Source organism: Streptomyces sp. CNQ329 (genome assembly GCF_000482585.1).
Genome location: NZ_AXVU01000001.1, coordinates 56,929 through 77,429 on the forward strand (window position 1 = coordinate 56,929; position 20,501 = coordinate 77,429).

Here is a 20,501-nt window from a genome sequence, read left to right on the forward strand (position 1 = left end):
CCCTCGGCCCGGCCCGCGGGTGTGTACGCCATATGCTGCTGAGCATGACCAGTGAGCCGGAGCAGCAGCTCGGGGTCGGCACCCCGGATCAGTTCCAGCGGTTGTGGACGCCGCACCGCATGGCGTACATCCAGGGGGAGAACAAGCCCACCGGCACCTCCGCCGGCGACGGGTGCCCGTTCTGCGCGATCCCGCGGAAGTCCGACGAGGACGGGCTGATTCTCGCCCGCGGCGCACAGGTCTACGCGGTGCTGAACCTGTACCCGTACAACGGCGGGCACTTGATGACCGTCCCGTACCGGCATGTCGCGGACTACACCGACCTCACCGACGGCGAGACCGCGGAGCTGGCGGACTTCACCAAGCGCGCGATGACCGCCCTGCGCACCGCCTCCGGAGCGCAGGGGTTCAACCTCGGCATGAACCAGGGCCCGGTCGCCGGCGCGGGCATCGCCGCGCACCTGCACCAGCACGTGGTGCCGCGGTGGGGCGGGGACACGAACTTCATGCCCGTCGTCGCCCACACCAAGGTGCTGCCGCAACTGCTCGCCGAGACCCGCGCGATGCTCGCCGGCGCCTGGCCCCGGAGCTGACCCGCCGCGTACCGCACACGGCCCCGTGCGCAGCGCTCAGCCCGACGCCTTCGCCAGCGCCTGCTCCAGGTCCGCCCACAGGTCCTCCGGGTGCTCGATGCCCACCGAGACCCGCACCGTACCCTCGCCGATCTCCATCGCCGCCAGCGCCGCCGCGTCCAGCTGGCGGTGCGACGTGCTCGCCGGGTGCATCACGAGGGTCTTGACGTCGCCGAGCGACGGGCTCAGCAGCGCCAGGCGCAGCGACTCGACGAACCTGCGCCCCGCCTCCCGGCCGCCCACCAGGTCGAACGCCAGCACGCCGCCGCCGGCGGCGAGCAGCCGGGCCGCCGTGGCACGGTCGGGGTGGTCCGGCAGGCCGGGGTGGCGGACCCGGGCGGCGGCCGGGTGGGGGGCCAGCCGTTCGGCCAGCGTCAGCGCCGTCGCGGACTGCCGCTCCACCCGCAGCGCGAGGGTCGCCATGCCGCGCAGCGTCAGCCACGCCGCGAACGGATCCGCGACCGCACCCTGCTCCACGGCGTGCTCCCAGACCCGGCGGCGCAGCTCCGCGTCGCGGAAGACCGCGACGCCGCCCAGGACGTCGGCGTGCCCGCCGAGGTACTTGGTCGCCGAGTGGACGACGACGGCGGCGCCGTGCTCGACCGGGCGGCAGAGCAGCGGGGTGGCGAACGTGTTGTCGACGACGCCGGTGACACCGGCCTCCGCGGCGGCGGCGAGGAGCGCGGGCAGGTCGGTGACGGCGGTGGTGGGGTTGGCGATGGTCTCCAGGTAGAGCACCCGGGTGCGCGGCGTGAGCGCCGCCCGTACCTCGTCCGCGTCCCGGCCGGAGACGTACGTGACCGACACCCCCCAGCGCTCCGCCAGGCCGGTCAGCGTCGCGTACGTGCCGCCGTAGAGCGAGCGCTGCGCGACGACGTGGTCGCCGGCGGAGAGCAGGCTGAGCAGCACGGCGTTGATCGCGCCCATGCCGGAGGCGAACGCCATCCCGCCCGCGCCCCCTTCGAGACCGCTGACGGCCTCCTCCAGCGCGCGGACGGTCGGGTTGCCGAAGCGGCTGTAGAGGTACGCGCCGTCCGGGTCGTGGAAGGCGGCGGCCATCGCGTCGGCGGAGTCGAAGGAGAAGACGTGGCCCTGGTGGATCGGCACGGTCACCGGGCGGCTGCCCCCTTGGACGGGCACGGGCGGGTGGGCGGTACGGGTCGAGGGGTGCAGATCGGCGCTCATGGCAGAAGTCTGCGCGGCGAATGGGTTGCCGGGACAGGGCCAATTCCGGGAGATTGGTCCGCCATGGACACCGACGACGTGCGGGCCTCCGACCTCGTGGCCGCGCTGGGCCGCTGGTCGGCCGGGCGCGGCCCGCTGTACGTGCTGCTCGCCGCCCGGCTCCGGCGGCTGGTCGACGAGGGCCGGCTGCGCCCCGGCGCGGCGCTGCCGCCGGAGCGGGCGCTCGCGGCGGCGCTGGCCGTGGGGCGCACGACGGTGGTCGCGGCGTACGGCGTGCTGCGGCAGGAGGGCCGCGTCGTACGGCGGCAGGGGAGCGGCACCCGCGTCGCGGAGGCGGCGCTCGTGCCCGGCCGTACGGCCGGGACCGCGAACCCGCTCTTCCTCAACCTCCTGGAGCCCGCCGACGGCGTGATCCTGCTGAGCTGCGCCGCCCCGGACGGCCCGCCGCCCGAACTGGTCCGCGCCTACCGCGACCTGACCCTGCCCGCGACCGGCCTCGGCTACCACCCCGCCGGGCTGCCCGCCCTGCGCGCCGCCGTCGCCGCCCGCTACGCCGCGCGCGGCATCCCCACCGACCCGGCACAGATCCTCGTCACCACCGGCGGCCAGCAGGCGCTGGCGCTGCTGACCCGGCTGCTCGTCGCCCCCGGCGACCCGGTGCTGGTCGAGGCGCCCGCGTACCCGGGGGCGCTGGACCTGTTCCGCGAGGCGGGCGCCGTGCTGCGGCCGGTGACCGTGAGGGCGGACGGGATCGACGTGGACGCCGCGGTGCACACGCTCGCCGAGCACCGGCCCGCGCTCGCGTACGTCGGCTCGGTACACCAGAACCCGACGGCCGCCGTGCTGCCCCCGCTGCGCGGGCGCCGGCTCGCGGAGGCGGCGGGGCGCCTGGGCGTACCGCTGGTGGACGACGAGGTGGTGGCGGACCTGGCCTTCGACGGCGCCGCGCCCCCGGCGCTGGCCGGGGGCGCGGCCGGCGGCGCCGAGGTGCTCAGTGTCGGGTCGCTGAGCAAGGTGGTGTGGGGCGGGCTGCGCATCGGCTGGGTGCGCGCGCCCGCCGGTGTCGTCACCCGGCTCGCCCGGCTGAAGGCGGTCCACGACCTGGGCACGGACGTACCGGCCCAGCTCGTCGCCGTCTCCCTGCTCGCCGCGTACGAACCTCTGCTCGCCAGGCGCCGCGCCGAACTGCGCCGCGCCCACGACCATCTGCGCGCCGAACTCGCCCGGCTGCTGCCCTCCTGGGAGTGCCCGCCGGTGCCGGGCGGGCAGACCGTGTGGCTCCGGCTGCCGTACGGGGACGGGGTGTCCTTCGCGCAGGTCGCGCTCCGGCACGGGGTCGCGGTCCTGCCCGGCGCATGCGTCGACGCCGCGGGGGGCAGCGGCCCGTACCTGCGGCTGCACTTCTGCTCCCCGCCCGAGGTGCTCACGGAGGCCGTGGTGCGGCTGGCGTCGGCGTGGGCGGCGTACGACGGCAGCTCCCGGTCCGCGGCGCCCGCGGCCCTCGGCGGCATGACCGTCTGACCGGGTACACCGGCCCGCCGGCCCGGCCGGGTCCCGCCGGCCCGCGGGCCGTCAGCCGTCGTAGACGTCCGCCCGCCGCGGCTCCGCGCCCTGCACCATCCCGCTGAGCACCATCGACCGGGCGCCGAAGCTCGTGGTGTCCACGTTGTGCTCCTCCAGCACCTTCAGCGCCGCCTGGTGCACCACCCGCAGCACCGGCGTCGCCGCGCGCAGCGCGTCGTCCGCCATGAAGCGGTGCCGCCACGGCTTGTCGGCCCACACATGCCGCAGCCCGAAGGGCTCGGGGAGCTTCAGCTTGCCGCCGAGGTAGTCGAGGAGCGGCGGATACCAGGTGAACGGTGCCCGCGCCGCCAGCCGCACCACCTCGCGGGTACGGACCAGGGGCAGCGGCTTCTCCTTGGTCTCCCAGAACTTCATGCCGCTCACGGTCTTCGTCTCGCGGCTGGGCTTGCTGGTGAACAACGGATGCACCGGGCCCAGCGCGTGCCCCGTGACCTCGATGCGCAGCGTCTGGTGCAGCACGGTCACGGAGACCAGCAGCGTGATGACCAACTGGCCGTCCCAGAGCGTGAACTGCACCCCGAGGTAGTGCCGGTTGCCCGCGCCGAACTGCTGCTCGTTGCAGATCCGCTGGACCTCGAAGTCCCGCACGGAATAGCCGTCGACGATCGCCCCGCCGGGCCGGGCGACCTCGCCCGCGCCCTCGCCTATCGGCGCGACGATCCAGTGCTTTATCGCGGGTGCGGGGAAGCCGCCGGTGTGCAGCGGGGTGCGCTCCAGCATGCGCAGTTGGTCGTGGACCGCCTTGACGACGTCCCAGCTTCGGAACGGGTGGATCTCCCCGCCGGACTCCTTCGGCTTGAGGTCTTCCGCCAGGTGCCAGGCGCCCCAGCGGGTGCCCATGCCGAGTATCCCCTTGGGGCCCGCGTAGAAGACGACGTTGCTGTGCTGCTCCGCCGACAGCTTCGCCAGGCCCAGCCGCAGCCGCTCCGCGCTGGCCTCACCGGGGTTGCTCGGCACCGCCTCGGGGATCTTGGCGCCGAGGCCGCCGCCGGACAGCAGCGCGGTCCAGTGCTCACGCAGGCCCTTGGCATAGTTCTCGCAGATCCGGTTCGCCCAGAACCAGCCTATGACCGGCGCGATCAGCACGCCGCGCAGATAGATGTTGAGCAGGCCATTCAGCGGCAGGGTGAGGAACAGGTAGACGGCGGCGAGGCCGACGATCCCCAGCAGCACGTATCCCACCGCGCCGACGCGCTTGTCCGCCGCACCCGCCAGGGTCCGGCGGAGCTGGAAGACACCGAGCCAGAGCAGCACCCCGGGCAGGAACAGCAGCCCGAAGACGGCCATCACCACGGTCAGCCGGGTATCGCGCTCTTTGCGGTAGCGGTTGGCCGCCAGGCAGTGCTCCAGCACCGCCTGGGGCTCCGTACCGAACGACTGGATGAGCGGCTTGCGGCCGTCGGCCAGCATGCGCACCGTGACCGCGCGCGCGAACGCCTCGCCCAGGTTCGGCTCGAAGAGCGAGAGCCGGCCCTTCTTGAAGTCCGACTTGCTCCAGTCGTTGTTCGCGTCGAGGAGCTTGGTGACCGGGCTGTCGCGGTACGCCGTGGAGGCGAGCGCGTGCGTCGCGGCCGTCTGGCCGTGGGCACCCGAGAGCGGCACCTGTGCGCGCGGGGCGAAGTCGAACTCCAGCCCCTCAGAACCTGCCACTGCCGCCCCCAACGCCGCGCGTCCGCCCCGGTGATGGGGCCAGGCCCGCGGGCAAGCGGGCCCGACCACCAATGTGCCCCAGCCTAGCCGCGGTCAACCTTCACGGGCCTGCCGATCACGGATCTTCGCCGCCAACTGCTGCGGCATCGGCTCGTGACGGGCGTACGAGCGGTCGAAACGGCCGGTGCCGTGCGACAGGGAGCGCAGATCCACCGCGTACCTGCCGATCTCGAACTCCGGCACCTCCGCGCGTACCAGCGTCCGGCCGCCGACCGCCTGCTCGGTGCCGACCACGCGGCCGCGCCGCCCGGACAGATCGCTCATCACCGGGCCGACGTAGTCGTCCGCGACCAGCACGCCGACCTCGGCGACCGGCTCCAGCAGATGGATCTGCACCTGGGCCGCGGCCTCCCGCAGCGCCAGCGCGCCCGCCGTCTGGAACGCGGCGTCGGAGGAGTCCACCGAGTGCGCCTTGCCGTCGACGAGCGTCACCCGCACGTCGACCAGCGGATAGCCGGTGGCGACGCCCCTGGCCGCCTGGCCGCGTACGCCCTTCTCCACCGACGGGATGAACTGCCGCGGCACCGCGCCGCCGACCACCTTGTCCACGAACTCGATACCCGAGCCCTCCGGCAGCGGCTCGACCTCGATCTCGCAGATGGCGTACTGCCCGTGGCCGCCGGACTGCTTGACGTGCCGCCCGCGCGCCGTCGCGCGGCCCGAGAACGTCTCGCGCAGCGACACCTTGTGGTCCACCGAGTCGACCTGCACGCCGTAGCGCGTGCGCAGCCGCTCCAGCGCCACGTCGCGGTGCGCCTCGCCCAGACACCACAGCACCAACTGGCGCGTGTCGGCGTTCTGTTCCAGCCGCATCGTCGGATCCTCCGCGCACAGCCGCGCCAGACCCTGCGACAGCTTGTCCTCGTCCTGCTTGGTGTGCGCCTCGATGGCCACCGGGAGCAGCGGGTCGGGCATCAGCCACGGCGCCATCAGCAGCGGCTCGTCCTTGGCCGAGACGGTGTCGCCGGTCTCCGCGCCGTTCAGCTTGCCGACGCAGGCGATGTCGCCCGCGATGGCCGCGTCCAGCGGGCGCTGGAGCTTGCCGAACGGGGCGGTCAGCGAGCCGATCCGCTCGTCGGTGTCGTGGTCCTCGTGCCCGCGGTCCTCCATGCCGTGCCCCGAGACGTGCACCGTCTGGTCGGGGCGCAGGGTGCCGGAGAAGACGCGCAGCAGCGACAGCCGGCCGATGTAGGGGTCCGAGGACGTCCTGACCACCTCGGCGGCCAGCGGCCCGGACGGATCGCAGGCCAGCCCGGCGCGCTGCTCGCCGCGTACGGTGGTCACGTCGGGGATCCGCCGCTCCGGCGGGGTGGGGAAGCCGCCGGTGATCAGCTCCAGCAGCTCGACCGTGCCCAGCCCCTGCGTGCCGCCGTCCGGGGCGGGCGCGGCGGCCAGCACGGGATGGAACACCCCGCGCGCGACGGCCTTCTCCAGATCCTGCACGAGCGTCTTGACCTCGACGTCCTCGCCGCCGAGATAGCGCTCCATGAGGGACTCGTCCTCGCTCTCGGAGATGATGCCCTCGATGAGCCGGTTGCGCGCCTCCTCGATCAGCGGCAGTTCGTCCGGGTGCGGCGGTCTTTCCTCACGTGCGCCGGAGGTGTAGTCGAAGACACGCTGCGTGAGCAGGCCGATCAGCCCGTGTACGGGCGCGTGGCCGTCCGCCGCCGGTGCGCCGAGCAGCGGCAGGTACAGCGGGAGCACGGCGTCGGGGTCGTCGCCGCCGAAGGCCTCCCGGCAGGTCTCGGTCATCTGGTCGAAGTCGGCTCTGGCCGCGTCCAGGTGGGTGACGACGATCGCCCGGGGCATCCCGACCGACGCGCATTCCTCCCAGAGCATCCGGGTCGCGCCGTCCACGCCGTCGGCGGCCGAGACGACGAAAAGGGCCGCGTCCGCCGCTCGCAGACCGGCCCGTAGCTCCCCGACGAAATCCGCGTAGCCGGGGGTGTCCAGCAGATTGATCTTGATGCCGTCCCATGTGACCGGGACCAGCGAGAGCTGCACCGAGCGCTGCTGGCGCTGCTCGATCTCGTCGTAGTCGGATACGCAGCCGCCGTCCTCGACCCGGCCGGCCCGGGTGAGCGCCTTCGTGGTCAGCGCCAGCGCCTCCACCAGCGTCGTCTTACCGGATCCGCTATGGCCGACCAGCACCACGTTCCGAATGTCGGAGGGCCGGGCGGCCGCCGCTGCCCTGCCGGCGGCCCCGGGGTGTGCGTTTGCCTTGTCACCCATGTGTCTCGCCTCCGTCTGACACGTGCGGTGCATTCGAGCTTTGCACCGCGGTCAGACCCCGTCCATAGCACGGACGGGTTCGGAAACGGGCCCGCCGCGGATGTGCGTACGGGCCCGGCAGGTCACCGGCATACGGCCTGAGCGGCCCCACCCGGGCGCTGGCTACGATGGCTGCGCTACGTTGAGCGACTTCCACCGACGAGTCCCCCGGCCAGCCGTGGGGGCCCGCCGACCGGCGACCCTGGGACGGCCATGCTGAACAAGTACGCGCGTGCGATCTTCACGCGTGTCTTCGCACCGATCGCCGCGATGCTGCTGCGTCGTGGCGTGAGCCCCGACACCGTCACCTTCGTGGGCACCCTCGGGGTGATGGCGGGTGCCTTGGCCTTCTTCCCGCGGGGGGAGTTCTTCTGGGGCACGGTGATCATCACCCTCTTCGTCTTCTCCGACCTGATCGACGGCACCATGGCCCGCCAGTCCGGCCGTTCCAGCCGCTGGGGCGCGTTCCTGGACTCGACGCTCGACCGGGCGGCGGACTCCGCCGTCTTCGGCGGCATCGCGCTCTGGTACGCGGGTGACGGCGACGACCTCATGCTGTGCGCGGTGGCGATCTTCTGCCTGGCCGGCGGCCAGGTCGTGTCGTACACCAAGGCACGCGGCGAGAGCATCGGGCTGCCGGTCAAGGTCAACGGCCTGATGGAGCGCGCCGACAGGCTGGTGATCACCCTCGTGCTCGCCGGCTTCGCGGGTATGGAGCGCACCTTCGGCATCCCGCACATCGACCTCCTGCTCCCCGTCGCCCTGTGGGCTGTCGCCGCGGGCAGCGCCGTCACGCTCTGCCAGCGGATGGTGACGGTGCACCGGGAGGCCGCCGAGAAGGACGCCGCCGATCCGCTGCCGCCGCCCGCGCCCCGCGGCGGCGCCCCGCGCAAGGAGCCCGAGGCCGCGTCCGCGGACCAGGAGCACGCGTGAAGGAACGCCTGACCGACGGGATGTACGGCCTGGGCTGGGCAGCCGTGAAACGGCTCCCCGAACCCGGCGCCGCCGCCCTCGGCAGGCGCATCGCGGACACCGCCTGGCGCCGCGGCGGCAAGGGCGTGCGGCGGCTGAGGTCGAACCTCGCCCGCGTGGTCCCGGACGCCGGGCCCGGGGAACTGGACGCACTCACCCGGGCCGGCATGCGCTCGTACATGCGCTACTGGATGGAGTCCTTCCGGCTGCCCGCCTGGAGCAGGCAGCGCATCCGGGAGGGCTTCGACCCCGCGGACGTACACCGGCTGGAGGACGGCCTCGCCGGCGACACCGGCGTGATCCTCGCGCTGCCGCACATGGGCAACTGGGACCTCGCCGGCGCGTGGGTCACCACCAGGCTCGGGGTGCCTTTCACCACCGTCCAGGAGCGGCTGAAGCCTGAGTCGCTGTACGACCGCTTCGTCGCGTACCGCGAGAGCCTGGGCATGGAGGTGCTGGCGCACGGGGGCGCGAGCGCCTTCGGCACCCTCGCCCGGCGGCTGCGCGACGGCGGACTGGTCTGCCTGGTGGCCGACCGCGATCTGTCGGCCACCGGCGTCGAGGTCGATTTCTTCGGCTCCGCCGCCCGGATGCCGGCGGGCCCCGCGCTGCTCGCCCAGCAGACCGGCGCGCTGCTGCTGCCCGTCACGCTCTGGTACGACGACTCGCCCGTCCTGCAGGGCAGGGTGCATCCGCCCGTCGAGGTGCCCGGGACCGGCACCCGTGCGGAGAAGACCGCCGCCATGACGCAGGCCATGGCCGACGACTTCGCCGCCGGCATCGCCGCGCACCCGGAGGACTGGCACATGCTCCAGCGCTTCTGGCCGGCGGACCTGGAGTCGCGGTGAGGGTCGGGATCGTCTGCCCGTACTCGTGGGAGGCGCCCGGCGGTGTGCAGTTCCACGTCCGGGACCTGGCGGAGCACCTGCGCGCCGCCGGCCACGAGGTCTCCGTCCTCGCGCCCGCGGACGACGACACCCCGCTGCCGGAGTACGTCGTCTGGGCCGGGCGCGCCGTCCCCGTGCCGTACAACGGGTCCGTGGCGCGCATCAACTTCGGCTTCCTGTCCGCCGCCCGGGTACGCCGCTGGGTGCGCGACGGCGACTTCGACGTGCTGCACATCCACGAGCCGGCCGCGCCGTCGCTCGCCCTGCTGGCCTGCTGGGCGGCGAAGGGGCCGATCGTGGCCACGTTCCACATGTCCAGCCCGCGCTCCCGCGGCATGATCGCCGCGTACCCGATCCTGCAGTCGGCGCTGGAGAAGATCAGCGCCCGCGTGGCCGTCAGCGAGTACGCGCGCCGCACCCTGGTGGAGCACCTGGGCGGCGACGCCGTCGTCATCCCCAACGGCGTCGACGTCTCCTTCTTCGCCGGGGCCGAGCCGAAGGCCGAGTGGCAGGGCCGCACACTGGGCTTCATCGGCCGGATCGACGAGCCGCGCAAGGGGCTTCCGGTGCTGATGGAGGCGTTCCCGCGGATCCTCCGGCGCGTGCCCGACGCGCGCCTGCTGGTCGCCGGGCGCGGTGACCGTGCGGAGGTCGCGGGGATGCTGCCGCCCGGGGTGCGCGACCGGGTGGAGTTCCTGGGGATGGTCAGCGACGAGGACAAGGCGCGGCTGCTGCGCAGCGTCGACCTGTACGTCGCGCCGAACACCGGAGGCGAGTCGTTCGGCATCATCCTCGTCGAGGCGATGTCGGCGGGTGCGCCGGTGCTGGCCTCCGACATCGACGCGTTCGTGCAGGTGCTGGACGGCGGCACGGCGGGCGAGGTCTTCGCGCGCGAGAACGCCGGGGACCTGGCCGAGCGGGCGGCGGAGCTGCTGCTGGACGACGCCCGCCGGGCCGGGCTGCGCGAGCGGGGCCGCCGGCACGTCCAGCGCTTCGACTGGTCGACGGTCGGCGCGGACATTCTGGCGGTCTACGAGACGGTGACCCAGGGCGCCGCGTCGGTGGCGGAGGACGAGCGCGCCGGCCGCTGGGCGGCCCGCTTCGGCCCCGCCCGCGACCGGGAGGCGTGAGGTGTCGAGCGCTCTGACCGTGCTGCTCGTCCTGGTGGCGCTCTGCCTGATCGGCGTCTACCTGAGCTGGACCGCCGGACGGCTCGACCGGCTGCACACCCGGATCGACGCCGCCAAGGCGGCCCTCGACGCCCAGTTGCTGCGGCGCGCCTCGGTGGCGCAGGAGCTGGCGACCAGCGGAGTGCTCGACCCGGCCGCCTCGATCGTGCTCTACGAGGCCGCGCACGCCGCCCGGCAGGCGGAGGAGGACCATCGCGAGGTCGCCGAGAGCGAGCTGAGCCAGGCGCTGCGGGCGGTGTTCGAGGCCCCGGAGCAGGTGGAGGCGGTACGCGGGGCGCCGGGCGGCGACGAGGCCGTCCACGAGCTGGCGGAGGCCGCGCGGCGGGTGCCGATGGCGCGGCGTTTCCACAACGACGCGGTGCGGGCGGCGCGGGCGCTGCGCCGGCACCGCAAGGTGCGCTGGTTCCGGCTGGCGGGGCACGCGCCGTTCCCGCTCGCGGTCGAGATGGACGACGAGCCGCCGCCGGCGCTGACCGACCGCGCCCCGGCGGGCTGACCCCGCGGGCGGCTCGGCGGCCACAGCTTGCCGATTGGCTCTTTCCCGACCCCTCCCGCCTGGGGTTTCCTTGACCGTGGCGCTCATTCGGGCCCTTCGTCCGAACGTGCTTACGATAGAAGCGGCGCACCGTACGCCACCCGACACCCACACCGCACCCACATCACCGAGCGAGGTTCCACCGTGTCCAGCACGCCCAGCTCCGCCCCCCAGCCGTCGGCTCCCGAGACCGGCACCGCACGCGTCAAGCGCGGCATGGCCGAGCAGCTCAAGGGCGGCGTGATCATGGACGTCGTCACGCCCGAGCAGGCGAAGATCGCCGAGGACGCGGGCGCCGTCGCGGTGATGGCCCTGGAGCGGGTGCCCGCCGACATCCGCAAGGACGGCGGCGTGGCGCGCATGTCGGACCCCGACATGATCGAGGGCATCATCGAGGCCGTCTCCATCCCCGTGATGGCCAAGTCCCGCATCGGCCACTTCGTCGAGGCCCAGATCCTCCAGGCGCTCGGCGTCGACTACATCGACGAGTCCGAGGTGCTCACCCCGGCCGACGAGGTCAACCACTCCGACAAGTGGGCCTTCACCACCCCCTTCGTCTGCGGCGCCACCAACCTGGGCGAGGCACTGCGCCGGATCGCCGAGGGCGCGGCCATGATCCGCTCCAAGGGCGAGGCGGGCACCGGGAACGTCGTGGAGGCCGTCCGCCACCTGCGCCAGATCAAGAACGAGATCGGGGCCCTGCGCGGCCTGGACAACCACGAGCTGTACGCCGCGGCCAAGGAGCTGCGCGCCCCGTACGAGCTGGTGGCCGAGGTGGCGCGGCTCGGCAAGCTGCCCGTCGTACTCTTCTCCGCCGGCGGTGTCGCCACCCCCGCCGACGCCGCGCTGATGCGCCAGCTCGGCGCCGAGGGCGTCTTCGTCGGCTCCGGGATCTTCAAGTCCGGCGACCCGGCCAAGCGCGCCTCCGCCATCGTCAAGGCCACCACCTTCTACGACGACCCGAAGGTCGTCGCGGACGCCTCCCGCAACCTCGGCGAGGCCATGGTCGGCATCAACCTCGACACCCTGGACGACTCCGAGCGCTACGCCGGCCGGGGCTGGTGAGGACGATTCCCATGGACACCCCCGCCGTCGGCGTGCTCGCCCTCCAGGGCGACGTACGCGAGCATCTGGCCGCCCTCGCCGCGGCCGGCGCCGACGCTGTGCCGGTGCGCCGGCCGGCGGAGCTGGCGGCGGTGTCCGGCCTGGTCATCCCGGGCGGCGAGTCCACCACGATGTCCAAGCTCGCCGTCGCCTTCGGGCTGCTGGAGCCGCTGCGTGAGCGGGTCCGGGCGGGCATGCCCGCATACGGCTCCTGCGCCGGCATGATCATGCTGGCCGACAAGATCCTCGATCCGCGCTCCGGCCAGGAGACCGTCGGCGGCATCGACATGATCGTGCGGCGCAACGCCTTCGGCCGGCAGAACGAGTCGTTCGAGGTGCCGCTGGAGGTCGCCGGTGTCCCCGGCGGCCCGGTGCACGGTGTCTTCATCCGGGCGCCGTGGGTGGAGTCCACCGGTGCCGGGGTGGAGCGGCTGGCGGAGGTCGGCGGGCACCCCGTCGCCGTCCGGCAGGGTCCGCTGCTGGCGACGTCGTTCCATCCCGAACTCACCGGCGACCACCGCGTGCACGCCCTCTTCGCGGATATGGTGCGCCGGGAGGGCTGACGGGCACCGGTAGGATCGACGCGTTCGTTGCCGGTTAGTCGAATGCGCGGAACGCGGAATGGAGCGGGGCTGTGTCCGGCCACTCTAAGTGGGCAACCACCAAGCACAAGAAGGCCGTGATCGATGCCAAGCGAGGAAAGCTCTTCGCCAAGCTGATCAAGAACGTCGAGGTCGCGGCGCGGCAGGGGGGACCTGACCCGGACGGAAATCCCACGCTGTTCGACGCGATCCAGAAGGCCAAGAAGCAGTCCGTCCCGAACAAGAACATCGACAGCGCGGTCAAGCGCGGTGCCGGTCTTGAGGCGGGCGGCTCCGAGTACGAGACGATCATGTACGAGGGCTACGGGCCCAACGGCGTGGCGGTCCTCATCGAGTGCCTGACGGACAACCGCAACCGCGCCGCCTCCGACGTCCGCGTCGCCATGACCCGCAACGGCGGCTCCATGGCCGATCCCGGCTCTGTGTCGTACCTCTTCAACCGCAAGGGCGTGGTGATCGTCCCCAAGGCCGGGCTGAGCGAGGACGACGTGCTGGCCGCGGTGCTGGACGCCGGTGCCGAGGAGGTCAACGACCTGGGCGAGTCCTTCGAGGTGCTCAGCGAGGCCGGCGACATGGTCGCGGTCCGCACCGCGCTGCAGGACGCCGGGATCGACTACGACTCGGCCGAGGCGAACTTCGTCCCCACCATGCAGGTGGAGCTGGACGAGGAGGGCGCCCGCAAGATCTTCCGGCTCATCGACGCCCTGGAGGACAGCGACGACGTGCAGAACGTCTTCGCCAACTTCGACGTCTCCGACGAGGTCATGGAGAAGGCTTCCGCCTGAGCCGTACGCACGCCGTGAGGGGCCCGCGGGATGTCGGCATCCGGCGGGCCCTTCGGCCGCGGTGTCAGTGCCGGCCGGTAGCCTGCACACACGTACGCGGGCAGACGAGAGGGGGCGGCCGGTGCGGGTGCTCGGAGTCGACCCGGGGCTGACACGCTGCGGCGTGGGCGTCGTGGACGGGGCGCCGGGCCGGACGCTGCGCATGGTCGCCGTCGGCGTCGTGCGGACCCCTTCCGAGGCACCGACCGCCGAGCGGCTGCTGCTCATCGAGCGTGGCGTCGAGGAGTGGCTCGACGCCCACGGGCCGGACGCCGTCGCCGTCGAGCGCGTCTTCAGCCAGCACAACGTGCGTACCGTCATGGGCACCGCCCAGGCCAGCGCCGTCGCCATCCTCTGCGCCGCCCGCCGCGGCCTGCCCGTCGCCCTGCACACCCCGAGCGAGGTCAAGGCCGCCGTCACCGGCTCCGGCCGCGCCGGCAAGGCGCAGGTCGGCGCCATGGTCACCAGGCTGCTGCGGCTCGACGCCCCGCCGAAGCCGGCCGACGCCGCCGACGCGCTCGCGCTGGCCATCTGCCACCTGTGGCGGGCTCCCGCCCAGGAGCGCCTGCTGCGCGCGCGAGCCGCGGACGCGCCCGCGCGCGCGGGCACGTCCGCCCGCGGTTCCGCGCCCGGCGTGCGACGCGACGCACGCCCGGCCGGCCGGGGCGCCCCGCGCGCCGGCCGCGCGGCCCAGGACCGCCCGGAGCACCGGGACCACGAGATCCGGAGAGACCCCGCATGATCGCCTTCGTCAGCGGCCCGGTCGCCGCCCTCGCCCCCGACGCCGCGGTCATCGAGGTCGGCGGCATCGGCATGGCCGTGCAGTGCACGCCCGACACCCTGTCCGGCCTGCGCGTGGGCGAGCAAGCCCGGCTGGCCACCTCCCTGGTCGTCCGGGAGGACTCCCTCACCCTGTACGGGTTCGCCGACGACGACGAGCGCCAGGTCTTCGAGCTGCTGCAGACCGCCAGCGGAGTCGGCCCGCGACTGGCGCAGGCCATGCTCGCCGTGCACCGCCCCGACGCGCTCCGCCTCGCCGTCTCCACCGGCGACGAGAAGGCGCTGACCGCTGTCCCCGGCATCGGCAAGAAGGGCGCCCAGAAGCTGCTGCTGGAGCTGAAGGACCGGCTCGGCGAGCCGCTGGGCAGCAGCGGCCTCGCCGGCAGGCAGGCGGGCGCCGCCCCGGCCGCCGGCTGGCGCGAGCAGTTGCACGCCGCCCTCACGGGCCTGGGGTACGCGCCGCGCGAGGCCGACGAGGCCGTCAGCGCCGTCGCCCCGCAGGCGGAGGGGAACGGTGCCGCGCCCCCGCCGCTGCCGCAGTTGCTGCGCGCCGCCCTGCAGACCCTGAACCGCGCCCGATGACGGCGCCGCCCCGCCCCCGGCCCGTACGGCCAGCCGCACCGGCACCCGAACCACGACGGACGGATCCACGATGACCTGGGAGGACGCCGACCCGCGGCTGGTGGACTCGGCCGCCGACGCCGACGACCGGGCGGTGGAGACCGCACTGCGCCCCAAGGACCTCGCCGAGTTCGTCGGCCAGGAGCGCGTGCGCGAGCAGCTCGACCTGGTACTGCGCGCCGCCCGCCAGCGCGGCGGCGCCGCCGACCACGTGCTGCTCTCCGGCGCCCCCGGCCTCGGCAAGACGACGCTGGCGATGATCGTCGCCGCCGAGATGGCCGCGCCGATCCGCATCACCTCGGGCCCCGCCATCCAGCACGCCGGTGACCTGGCCGCCATCCTCTCCTCGCTCCAGGAGGGCGAGGTGCTCTTCCTCGACGAGCTGCACCGGATGTCCCGGCCCGCCGAGGAGATGCTCTACATGGCGATGGAGGACCTGCGCGTCGACGTCATCGTCGGCAAGGGCCCCGGCGCCACCGCCATCCCGCTGGAGCTGCCCCCGTTCACCCTCGTCGGCGCCACCACCCGGGCCGGGCTGCTGCCCCCGCCGCTGCGCGACCGCTTCGGGTTCACCGGGCACATGGAGTTCTACTCACCGGCCGAGCTGGAGCGCGTCCTGCACCGCTCCGCCGACCTGCTCGACGTCGCTGTGGACGCCGCCGGCGCCGCCGAGATCGCGGGCCGCTCCCGCGGCACCCCCCGCATCGCGAACCGCCTGCTGCGCCGCGTGCGCGACTACGCCCAGGTCAAGGCCGACGGCGTGATCACGCGCGAGATCGCCGCCCGCGGCCTGGAGGTCTACGAGGTCGACGACCGCGGCCTCGACCGCCTCGACCGCGCCGTTCTCGGCGCCCTGCTCAAGCTCTTCTCCGGCGGCCCCGTGGGACTGTCCACGCTGGCCGTGGCGGTGGGGGAGGAGCGGGAGACCGTCGAGGAGGTCGCCGAGCCCTTCCTCGTACGCGAAGGGCTGCTGGCCCGTACCCCCCGCGGCCGGGTCGCCACCCCGGCGGCCTGGGCCCACCTGGGCCTCACGCCCCCGCAGCCCGGCGGCGGCATGCAGCAGACCGCCTTCTGACGGCCCGCGGCGCCCGCCGCGACCGCCGCCGGAGGGGAACGGGCCGGCGGCGCCCGTGCCCCGGGCGCGGACGGCGGCGGAGCGGGGAGTCGCCGGTTACGGAACCCGGGTGACATGCTGGGCGTTGTTCACACGGCGGAACTCGCTTAGACTCCGCCGACGCCTTCCGGAACCGGAGGGTACCCCCGCCCCCCAGAACGAGGCCGCGGCGAGCGCGGTCCTACGAAGGAAACCCGGACACCGTGGATATCACGATTCTCTTGCCGTTCATCGTGCTCATCGGGGCGATGTTCCTGATGACCCGCTCGGCAAAGAACAAGCAGCGCCAGATGATGAACATGCGGGACCAGTTGCAGCCGGGCAGCGGCGTGCGGACCATCGGCGGCATGTACGCCACGGTCAAGGAGGTCCACGAGGACACCCTCCTTCTGGAGGTGGCCCCCGGAGTGCACGCGATCTACGCGAAGAACTCCATCGGCGCCGTCCTGGACGACGCCGAATACAACCGCATCGTGCACGGCGCTCCGGAGTTCGACGACGAGGAGATCACCGCTCCCGACGACGTCTCCTCCCTCACCGGGTCCGCCGACGGTGACGACGACGCGGACGAGGACGGCCGGGAGACGCCGGACACGATCGACCTCGACAAGAAGGACGCGGCCGACGACGCCGGGGACGACGCGCAGGCCACGGAGGCGGCGGACGCCTCCGACGAGGAAGACAAGAAGAACGGCGGCTCCGCCGCGAAGTGACCGCGGCCCTTCGGCGGCGGCCCCGCACCGTGTGCGGAGGCGCCGCCGGCCGCGGAAAACGGGGGATGGTCACTTTTCGCCTCGCGGCACCGCGGGGCTACACTTCGTGACCGCGCGACGAGCCCCGCCGCGCGCTGTCTGGACAGGAGAATCGAGAAGGTGGCAGCACCCAAGACGGGCCGCAGGTCCCAGGGATCTCACGGCAGGCCCTGGCGCCCCCTGCTGCTGATCCTGACCGCGATCGCCGCGCTCACCGGTGGAATGTTCCTTTCCGGGCACACCACCCCGCGCCTGGGCATCGACCTCGCCGGCGGCACCAGCATCACGCTGGAGGCCAAGTCCCAGCCGGGCAGCGAGAACGCGATCAACTCCACCAACATGGATACCGCCGTCAACATCATCGAGCGCCGCGTCAACGGCCTCGGTGTGCAGGAGGCGGAGGTCCAGACACAGGGCGACCGGCACATTATCGTCAACATTCCCAAGGGCACCGACCAGAAGTCGGCGCGCGAGCAGGTGGGCACCACCGCGCGGCTCTTCTTCCGCCCCGTGCTGACGTACGAGGTGAACGAGGCCACCCCGGCGCCGAGCCCCTCGGAGTCCGGGGACAAGGACAAGGACAAGGGCGACGACGCCTCGACCTCGCCGTCCTCGTCCGAGTCCGCCGGCGACAAGGCGGACGACAAGGCCGGCGACGACGCGAGCCCGAGCGGTGACGCGAGCCCGAGCGACGACGCCACCGAACAGGGCCGGGCCCTGTCCGAGGGCCTCGCCCAGGCCGACGACTCGCCCAGCCCGTCGGAGTCGCAGGAGCCGCCCGCCGAGCAGGCGCCCACGGGCCAGGTCCCCGCCGACGTGCAGAAGAAGCTGGACGCGCTGGACTGCTCGAACGTCGAGGAGCGCACCAAGGTCGGCGAGAACGCCAAGCCGACCGACACCGTCGTCGCCTGTGACAGCGACGGCGCCTACAAGTACGCGCTCGGCCCGGCCGAGGTCGAGGGCACCGACGTCGACGACGCCTCCGCCACGTACGACGCGCAGCAGGGCTCCGGCTGGATCGTGCAGCTCGAGTTCAACGACAAGGGCTCCGACAAGTTCGCCGACGTCACCGGCACCCTGGCCGGCCAGGCGCCGCCGAACAACCAGTTCGCCATCGAGCTCGACGGCGAGGTCGTCTCCGCACCGTCCGTCGACGAGTCGATCACCGGCGGCCGGGCGCAGATCTCCGGCAGCTTCAACCAGGAGTCGGCCGAGGAGCTGGCCAACGTCCTGTCCTACGGTGCGCTGCCGCTGTCCTTCGAGGAGTCCGAGGTCACCACGGTCTCGCCGGCCCTCGGCAACGAGCAGCTCGAAGCCGGTCTCATCGCCGGCGCCATCGGGCTGGCACTGGTGATCGTCTACCTCGTCGGGTACTACCGCGGGCTGGCCCTGGTGGCCGTCGTCAGCCTCATGGTCTCCGCCGCCCTCACCTACACGATCATGGCCCTGCTCGGCCCCGGCATCGGCTTCGCGCTGAACCTTCCGGCGGTCTGCGGCGCGATCGTGGCGATCGGCATCACGGCGGACTCGTTCATCGTCTACTTCGAGCGCATCCGCGACGAGATCCGCGAGGGGCGCACCCTGCGTCCCTCGGTCGAGCGAGGCTGGCCGCGGGCCCGGCGCACCATCCTGGTCTCCGACTTCGTGTCGTTCCTCGCCGCGGCCGTGCTCTTCGCCGTCACCGTCGGCAAGGTGCAGGGCTTCGCCTTCACGCTGGGCCTGACCACGCTCCTCGACGTGGTCGTGGTCTTCCTCTTCACCAAGCCGGTGATGACCCTCCTGGCCCGCAAGCGGTTCTTCGCCAGCGGTCATTCCTGGTCCGGGCTCGATCCCAAACGTCTGGGAGCCAGGCCACCGCTGCGCGGGCGCCCGCGCCCCGCCGGTCCCGTCAACCCGAAGGAGGTCTGAGATGTCGCGCCTCGGCACCCTCGGCGCCCGTCTCTACCGCGGTGAGGCCGGCTACGACTTCGTCGCCAAGCGGTTCCTCTGGTACGGGGTCTCCATCCTCATCACGATCATCGCGATCGCCGGCTTCTTCGTCCGCGGGCTGAACATGGGCATCGAGTTCGAGGGCGGTGCGGTCTTCACCACCCCGAAGACCGAGACCTCGGTCTCGCAGGCCCAGGAGATCGCCGAGGAGACCTCGGGACACCAGGCGATCGTCCAGGAGCTGGGCAGCGGAAAGCTCCGCATCCAGGTCAGCAGCATCGAGACGCAGCAGTCCGACAAGGTCAAGTCGGCCCTCGCCGAGGAGCTGAACGTCGACGCGGCGGACATCAACGACCAGCTCGTCGGCCCGAGCTGGGGCGAGCAGATCGCGAACAAGGCGTGGCAGGGCCTGGCGATCTTCATGGTCCTCGTGGTGATCTACCTCGCCATCGCCTTCGAGTGGCGCATGGCGCTCTCGGCGCTGGTCGCGCTGATCCACGACCTGACGATCACGGTCGGCGTCTACACGATCGTCGGCTTCGAAGTCACCCCGGGTACGGTCATCGGTCTGCTGACCATCCTCGGTTACTCGCTGTACGACACGGTGGTGGTCTTCGACGGCCTCAAGGAGAGCACGAAGGGCATCACCAAACAGACGGGCTTCACCTACCGCGAGGCGGCCAACCGCAGCCTCAACGGCACGCTCGTCCGTTCCATCAACACCTCCGTCGTGGCCCTGCTGCCGGTCGCCGGCCTGCTCTTCATCGGCGGCGGCGTGCTCGGCGGCGGCATGCTCAACGACATCGCGCTGTCGCTGTTCGTCGGCCTCGCGGCCGGTGCGTACTCCTCGATCTTCATCGCCACCCCGCTGGTGGTCGACTTCAAGGAGCGCGACCCGGCCATACAGGCCCACAACAAGCGGGTGGCCGCCCGGCGTGCCGCCGACGCCCGTGCCGCCGCCCGCGGCGAGAAGGGGCCGGGCCGGCGCGAGGACGGGGCCGCAGCGGCGCCCGTCGCGGACGACGAGCCCGAGGATGACCCCCGCGCCCCCGAGCCCGCCGCCCAGGGCGTCGTCGGTCCCCCGCGCGCGGAGGGCCGCCGGCAGCAGCCGGTGTCCCGGCAGCGCGGCCGGGGCCGGCCCTCCGGCAGCCGCGGCGGCCGGTCGGGAGGCAAGCGCCGGTGAGTGTGCCCGACGGGACCAGGGAGCTGTTGCTCAGCCGGATCCAGGACGTGCCGGACTATCCGCAGCCCGGCGTGATGTTCAAGGACATCACGCCGCTGCTGGCCGACGCGAAGGCGTTCTCGGTGCTCACGGACGCCCTGACCGAGGTCTGCCGGGAGCAGGGCGCGCAGAAGGTCGTCGGCCTGGAGGCGCGCGGCTTCATCCTGGGCGCGCCGGTCGCGGTGCGCGCGGGGATCGGCTTCGTGCCCGTACGCAAGGCGGGCAAGCTCCCCGGCGCCACCCTCGGGCAGGCGTACGACCTGGAGTACGGCACGGCGGAGATCGAGATACACGCCGACGCCCTCAAGCCCGGCGACCGCGTCCTCGTCATCGACGACGTGCTGGCCACCGGCGGCACCGCGGAGGCGTCGGTGCAGCTCATCCGGCGGGCCGGCGGCACCGTCACCGGCCTCGCCGTACTGCTGGAGCTGGGTTTCCTGGCCGGCAGGGCGCGCGTCGAGCAGGTGCTCGGCGGCGCTCCGCTGGAGGCACTCGTCACCGTCTGAGCCCGGGCCGTCCGGGCGTCACCGGCCGGCGTTCTGCCCGGTCGGGGGCCTGGGCAGACGGTTGCCGGGTGGTGAGGGCGT

Annotated in this window: 19 protein-coding genes; 16 read left to right on the plus strand and 3 right to left on the minus strand. The window is 73.1% G+C overall.

Features of this window, described 5'->3' with window-relative positions:
• Nucleotides 1-32: 32 nt before the first annotated feature.
• A complete protein-coding gene (locus I003_RS0100310) occupies nucleotides 33-593 on the plus strand; it encodes an HIT family protein (protein ID WP_027769633.1) in 561 nt (186 codons plus the stop codon).
• Between the two features lie 36 nt (nucleotides 594-629).
• Here I003_RS0100310 and I003_RS0100315 read toward each other — a convergent pair whose 3' ends face one another.
• Nucleotides 630-1,817 carry an aminotransferase class I/II-fold pyridoxal phosphate-dependent enzyme gene (locus I003_RS0100315; protein WP_027769634.1) on the minus strand — a complete coding sequence of 396 codons (1,188 nt, stop codon included), beginning with the start codon at nucleotides 1,815-1,817 and terminating at the stop codon, nucleotides 630-632.
• Nucleotides 1,818-1,880: 63 nt separating this feature from the next.
• Between I003_RS0100315 and I003_RS0100320 the strand changes: the two genes are divergently transcribed.
• Nucleotides 1,881-3,338, plus strand: coding sequence for an aminotransferase-like domain-containing protein (locus tag I003_RS0100320; protein ID WP_027769635.1), 1,458 nt, complete (start codon nucleotides 1,881-1,883; stop codon nucleotides 3,336-3,338).
• Between the two features lie 51 nt (nucleotides 3,339-3,389).
• Here the strand turns inward: I003_RS0100320 and I003_RS0100325 are convergent, their stop codons facing one another.
• Nucleotides 3,390-5,003, minus strand: a complete 1,614-nt coding sequence (locus tag I003_RS0100325; protein ID WP_078563658.1) for a hypothetical protein — start codon at nucleotides 5,001-5,003, stop codon at nucleotides 3,390-3,392.
• A 141-nt stretch (nucleotides 5,004-5,144) separates the two neighbouring features.
• Nucleotides 5,145-7,343 (minus strand): elongation factor G-like protein EF-G2, encoded by a 2,199-nt coding sequence (locus I003_RS0100330; protein WP_027769637.1) that lies wholly within the window; start codon nucleotides 7,341-7,343, stop codon nucleotides 5,145-5,147.
• A 252-nt stretch (nucleotides 7,344-7,595) separates the two neighbouring features.
• Here I003_RS0100330 and pgsA point away from each other — a divergent pair, with 252 nt between their 5' ends.
• The 14 genes from pgsA (at nucleotide 7,596) to I003_RS0100400 (ending at nucleotide 20,420) form a co-directional block, all read left to right on the plus strand.
• Complete coding sequence (gene pgsA, locus I003_RS0100335; protein WP_027769638.1) at nucleotides 7,596-8,315, plus strand: phosphatidylinositol phosphate synthase; 720 nt, start codon at nucleotides 7,596-7,598, stop codon at nucleotides 8,313-8,315.
• A 20-nt stretch (nucleotides 8,316-8,335) separates the two neighbouring features.
• Nucleotides 8,336-9,202, plus strand: a complete 867-nt coding sequence (locus I003_RS0100340; RefSeq protein WP_037719852.1) for a phosphatidylinositol mannoside acyltransferase — start codon at nucleotides 8,336-8,338, stop codon at nucleotides 9,200-9,202.
• Nucleotides 9,199-10,371, plus strand: coding sequence for a glycosyltransferase family 4 protein (locus I003_RS0100345; RefSeq protein ID WP_027769640.1), 1,173 nt, complete (start codon nucleotides 9,199-9,201; stop codon nucleotides 10,369-10,371). The genes I003_RS0100340 and I003_RS0100345 overlap by 4 nt, the downstream gene beginning before the upstream one ends.
• Nucleotide 10,372: 1 nt before the next feature.
• The gene (locus I003_RS0100350) at nucleotides 10,373-10,927 is read left to right on the plus strand and encodes a membrane protein (protein WP_027769641.1); all 555 of its coding nucleotides are present in this window, start codon (nucleotides 10,373-10,375) and stop codon (nucleotides 10,925-10,927) included.
• 183 nt (nucleotides 10,928-11,110) lie between these two features.
• Nucleotides 11,111-12,031 carry a pyridoxal 5'-phosphate synthase lyase subunit PdxS gene (gene pdxS, locus I003_RS0100355; protein ID WP_027769642.1) on the plus strand — a complete coding sequence of 307 codons (921 nt, stop codon included), beginning with the start codon at nucleotides 11,111-11,113 and terminating at the stop codon, nucleotides 12,029-12,031.
• Nucleotides 12,032-12,042: 11 nt separating this feature from the next.
• On the plus strand, nucleotides 12,043-12,633 hold the full coding sequence (gene pdxT / locus I003_RS0100360) for a pyridoxal 5'-phosphate synthase glutaminase subunit PdxT (RefSeq protein ID WP_027769643.1): 591 nt from the start codon (nucleotides 12,043-12,045) through the stop codon (nucleotides 12,631-12,633).
• Nucleotides 12,634-12,704: 71 nt separating this feature from the next.
• Nucleotides 12,705-13,457 carry a YebC/PmpR family DNA-binding transcriptional regulator gene (locus I003_RS0100365; RefSeq protein WP_027769644.1) on the plus strand — a complete coding sequence of 251 codons (753 nt, stop codon included), beginning with the start codon at nucleotides 12,705-12,707 and terminating at the stop codon, nucleotides 13,455-13,457.
• Between the two features lie 121 nt (nucleotides 13,458-13,578).
• Entirely contained in the window at nucleotides 13,579-14,238 is a 660-nt protein-coding gene (gene ruvC, locus I003_RS31280; protein ID WP_078563628.1) for a crossover junction endodeoxyribonuclease RuvC, read from the plus strand.
• Entirely contained in the window at nucleotides 14,235-14,858 is a 624-nt protein-coding gene (gene ruvA / locus I003_RS0100375) for a Holliday junction branch migration protein RuvA (protein ID WP_027769645.1), read from the plus strand. Before ruvC ends, ruvA begins: the two co-directional genes overlap by 4 nt.
• Nucleotides 14,859-14,928: 70 nt before the next feature.
• On the plus strand, nucleotides 14,929-15,972 hold the full coding sequence (gene ruvB, locus I003_RS0100380) for a Holliday junction branch migration DNA helicase RuvB (RefSeq protein ID WP_027769646.1): 1,044 nt from the start codon (nucleotides 14,929-14,931) through the stop codon (nucleotides 15,970-15,972).
• Nucleotides 15,973-16,214: 242 nt separating this feature from the next.
• The gene (yajC, locus tag I003_RS0100385; protein WP_027769647.1) at nucleotides 16,215-16,724 is read left to right on the plus strand and encodes a preprotein translocase subunit YajC; all 510 of its coding nucleotides are present in this window, start codon (nucleotides 16,215-16,217) and stop codon (nucleotides 16,722-16,724) included.
• 159 nt (nucleotides 16,725-16,883) lie between these two features.
• Nucleotides 16,884-18,671 carry a protein translocase subunit SecD gene (secD, locus tag I003_RS0100390; RefSeq protein WP_027769648.1) on the plus strand — a complete coding sequence of 596 codons (1,788 nt, stop codon included), beginning with the start codon at nucleotides 16,884-16,886 and terminating at the stop codon, nucleotides 18,669-18,671.
• 1 nt (nucleotide 18,672) lies between these two features.
• Nucleotides 18,673-19,875 carry a protein translocase subunit SecF gene (gene secF / locus I003_RS0100395; protein ID WP_027769649.1) on the plus strand — a complete coding sequence of 401 codons (1,203 nt, stop codon included), beginning with the start codon at nucleotides 18,673-18,675 and terminating at the stop codon, nucleotides 19,873-19,875.
• A complete protein-coding gene (locus I003_RS0100400; protein ID WP_027769650.1) occupies nucleotides 19,872-20,420 on the plus strand; it encodes an adenine phosphoribosyltransferase in 549 nt (182 codons plus the stop codon). Before secF ends, I003_RS0100400 begins: the two co-directional genes overlap by 4 nt.
• Nucleotides 20,421-20,501 lie beyond the last annotated feature (81 nt).

Coding starts and splice junctions, on each gene's coding strand:
- I003_RS0100310 (WP_027769633.1), top strand. CDS start 33: ATGCTGCTGAGCATGACCAGTGAGCCGGAGCAGCAGCTCGGGGTCGGC.
- ruvB (WP_027769646.1), top strand. CDS start 14,929: ATGACCTGGGAGGACGCCGACCCGCGGCTGGTGGACTCGGCCGCCGAC.
- I003_RS0100330 (WP_027769637.1), bottom strand. CDS start 7,343: ATGGGTGACAAGGCAAACGCACACCCCGGGGCCGCCGGCAGGGCAGCG.
- ruvA (WP_027769645.1), top strand. CDS start 14,235: ATGATCGCCTTCGTCAGCGGCCCGGTCGCCGCCCTCGCCCCCGACGCC.
- I003_RS0100320 (WP_027769635.1), top strand. CDS start 1,881: ATGGACACCGACGACGTGCGGGCCTCCGACCTCGTGGCCGCGCTGGGC.
- pgsA (WP_027769638.1), top strand. CDS start 7,596: ATGCTGAACAAGTACGCGCGTGCGATCTTCACGCGTGTCTTCGCACCG.
- I003_RS0100340 (WP_037719852.1), top strand. CDS start 8,336: ATGTACGGCCTGGGCTGGGCAGCCGTGAAACGGCTCCCCGAACCCGGC.
- pdxT (WP_027769643.1), top strand. CDS start 12,043: ATGGACACCCCCGCCGTCGGCGTGCTCGCCCTCCAGGGCGACGTACGC.
- I003_RS0100315 (WP_027769634.1), bottom strand. CDS start 1,817: ATGAGCGCCGATCTGCACCCCTCGACCCGTACCGCCCACCCGCCCGTG.
- secF (WP_027769649.1), top strand. CDS start 18,673: ATGTCGCGCCTCGGCACCCTCGGCGCCCGTCTCTACCGCGGTGAGGCC.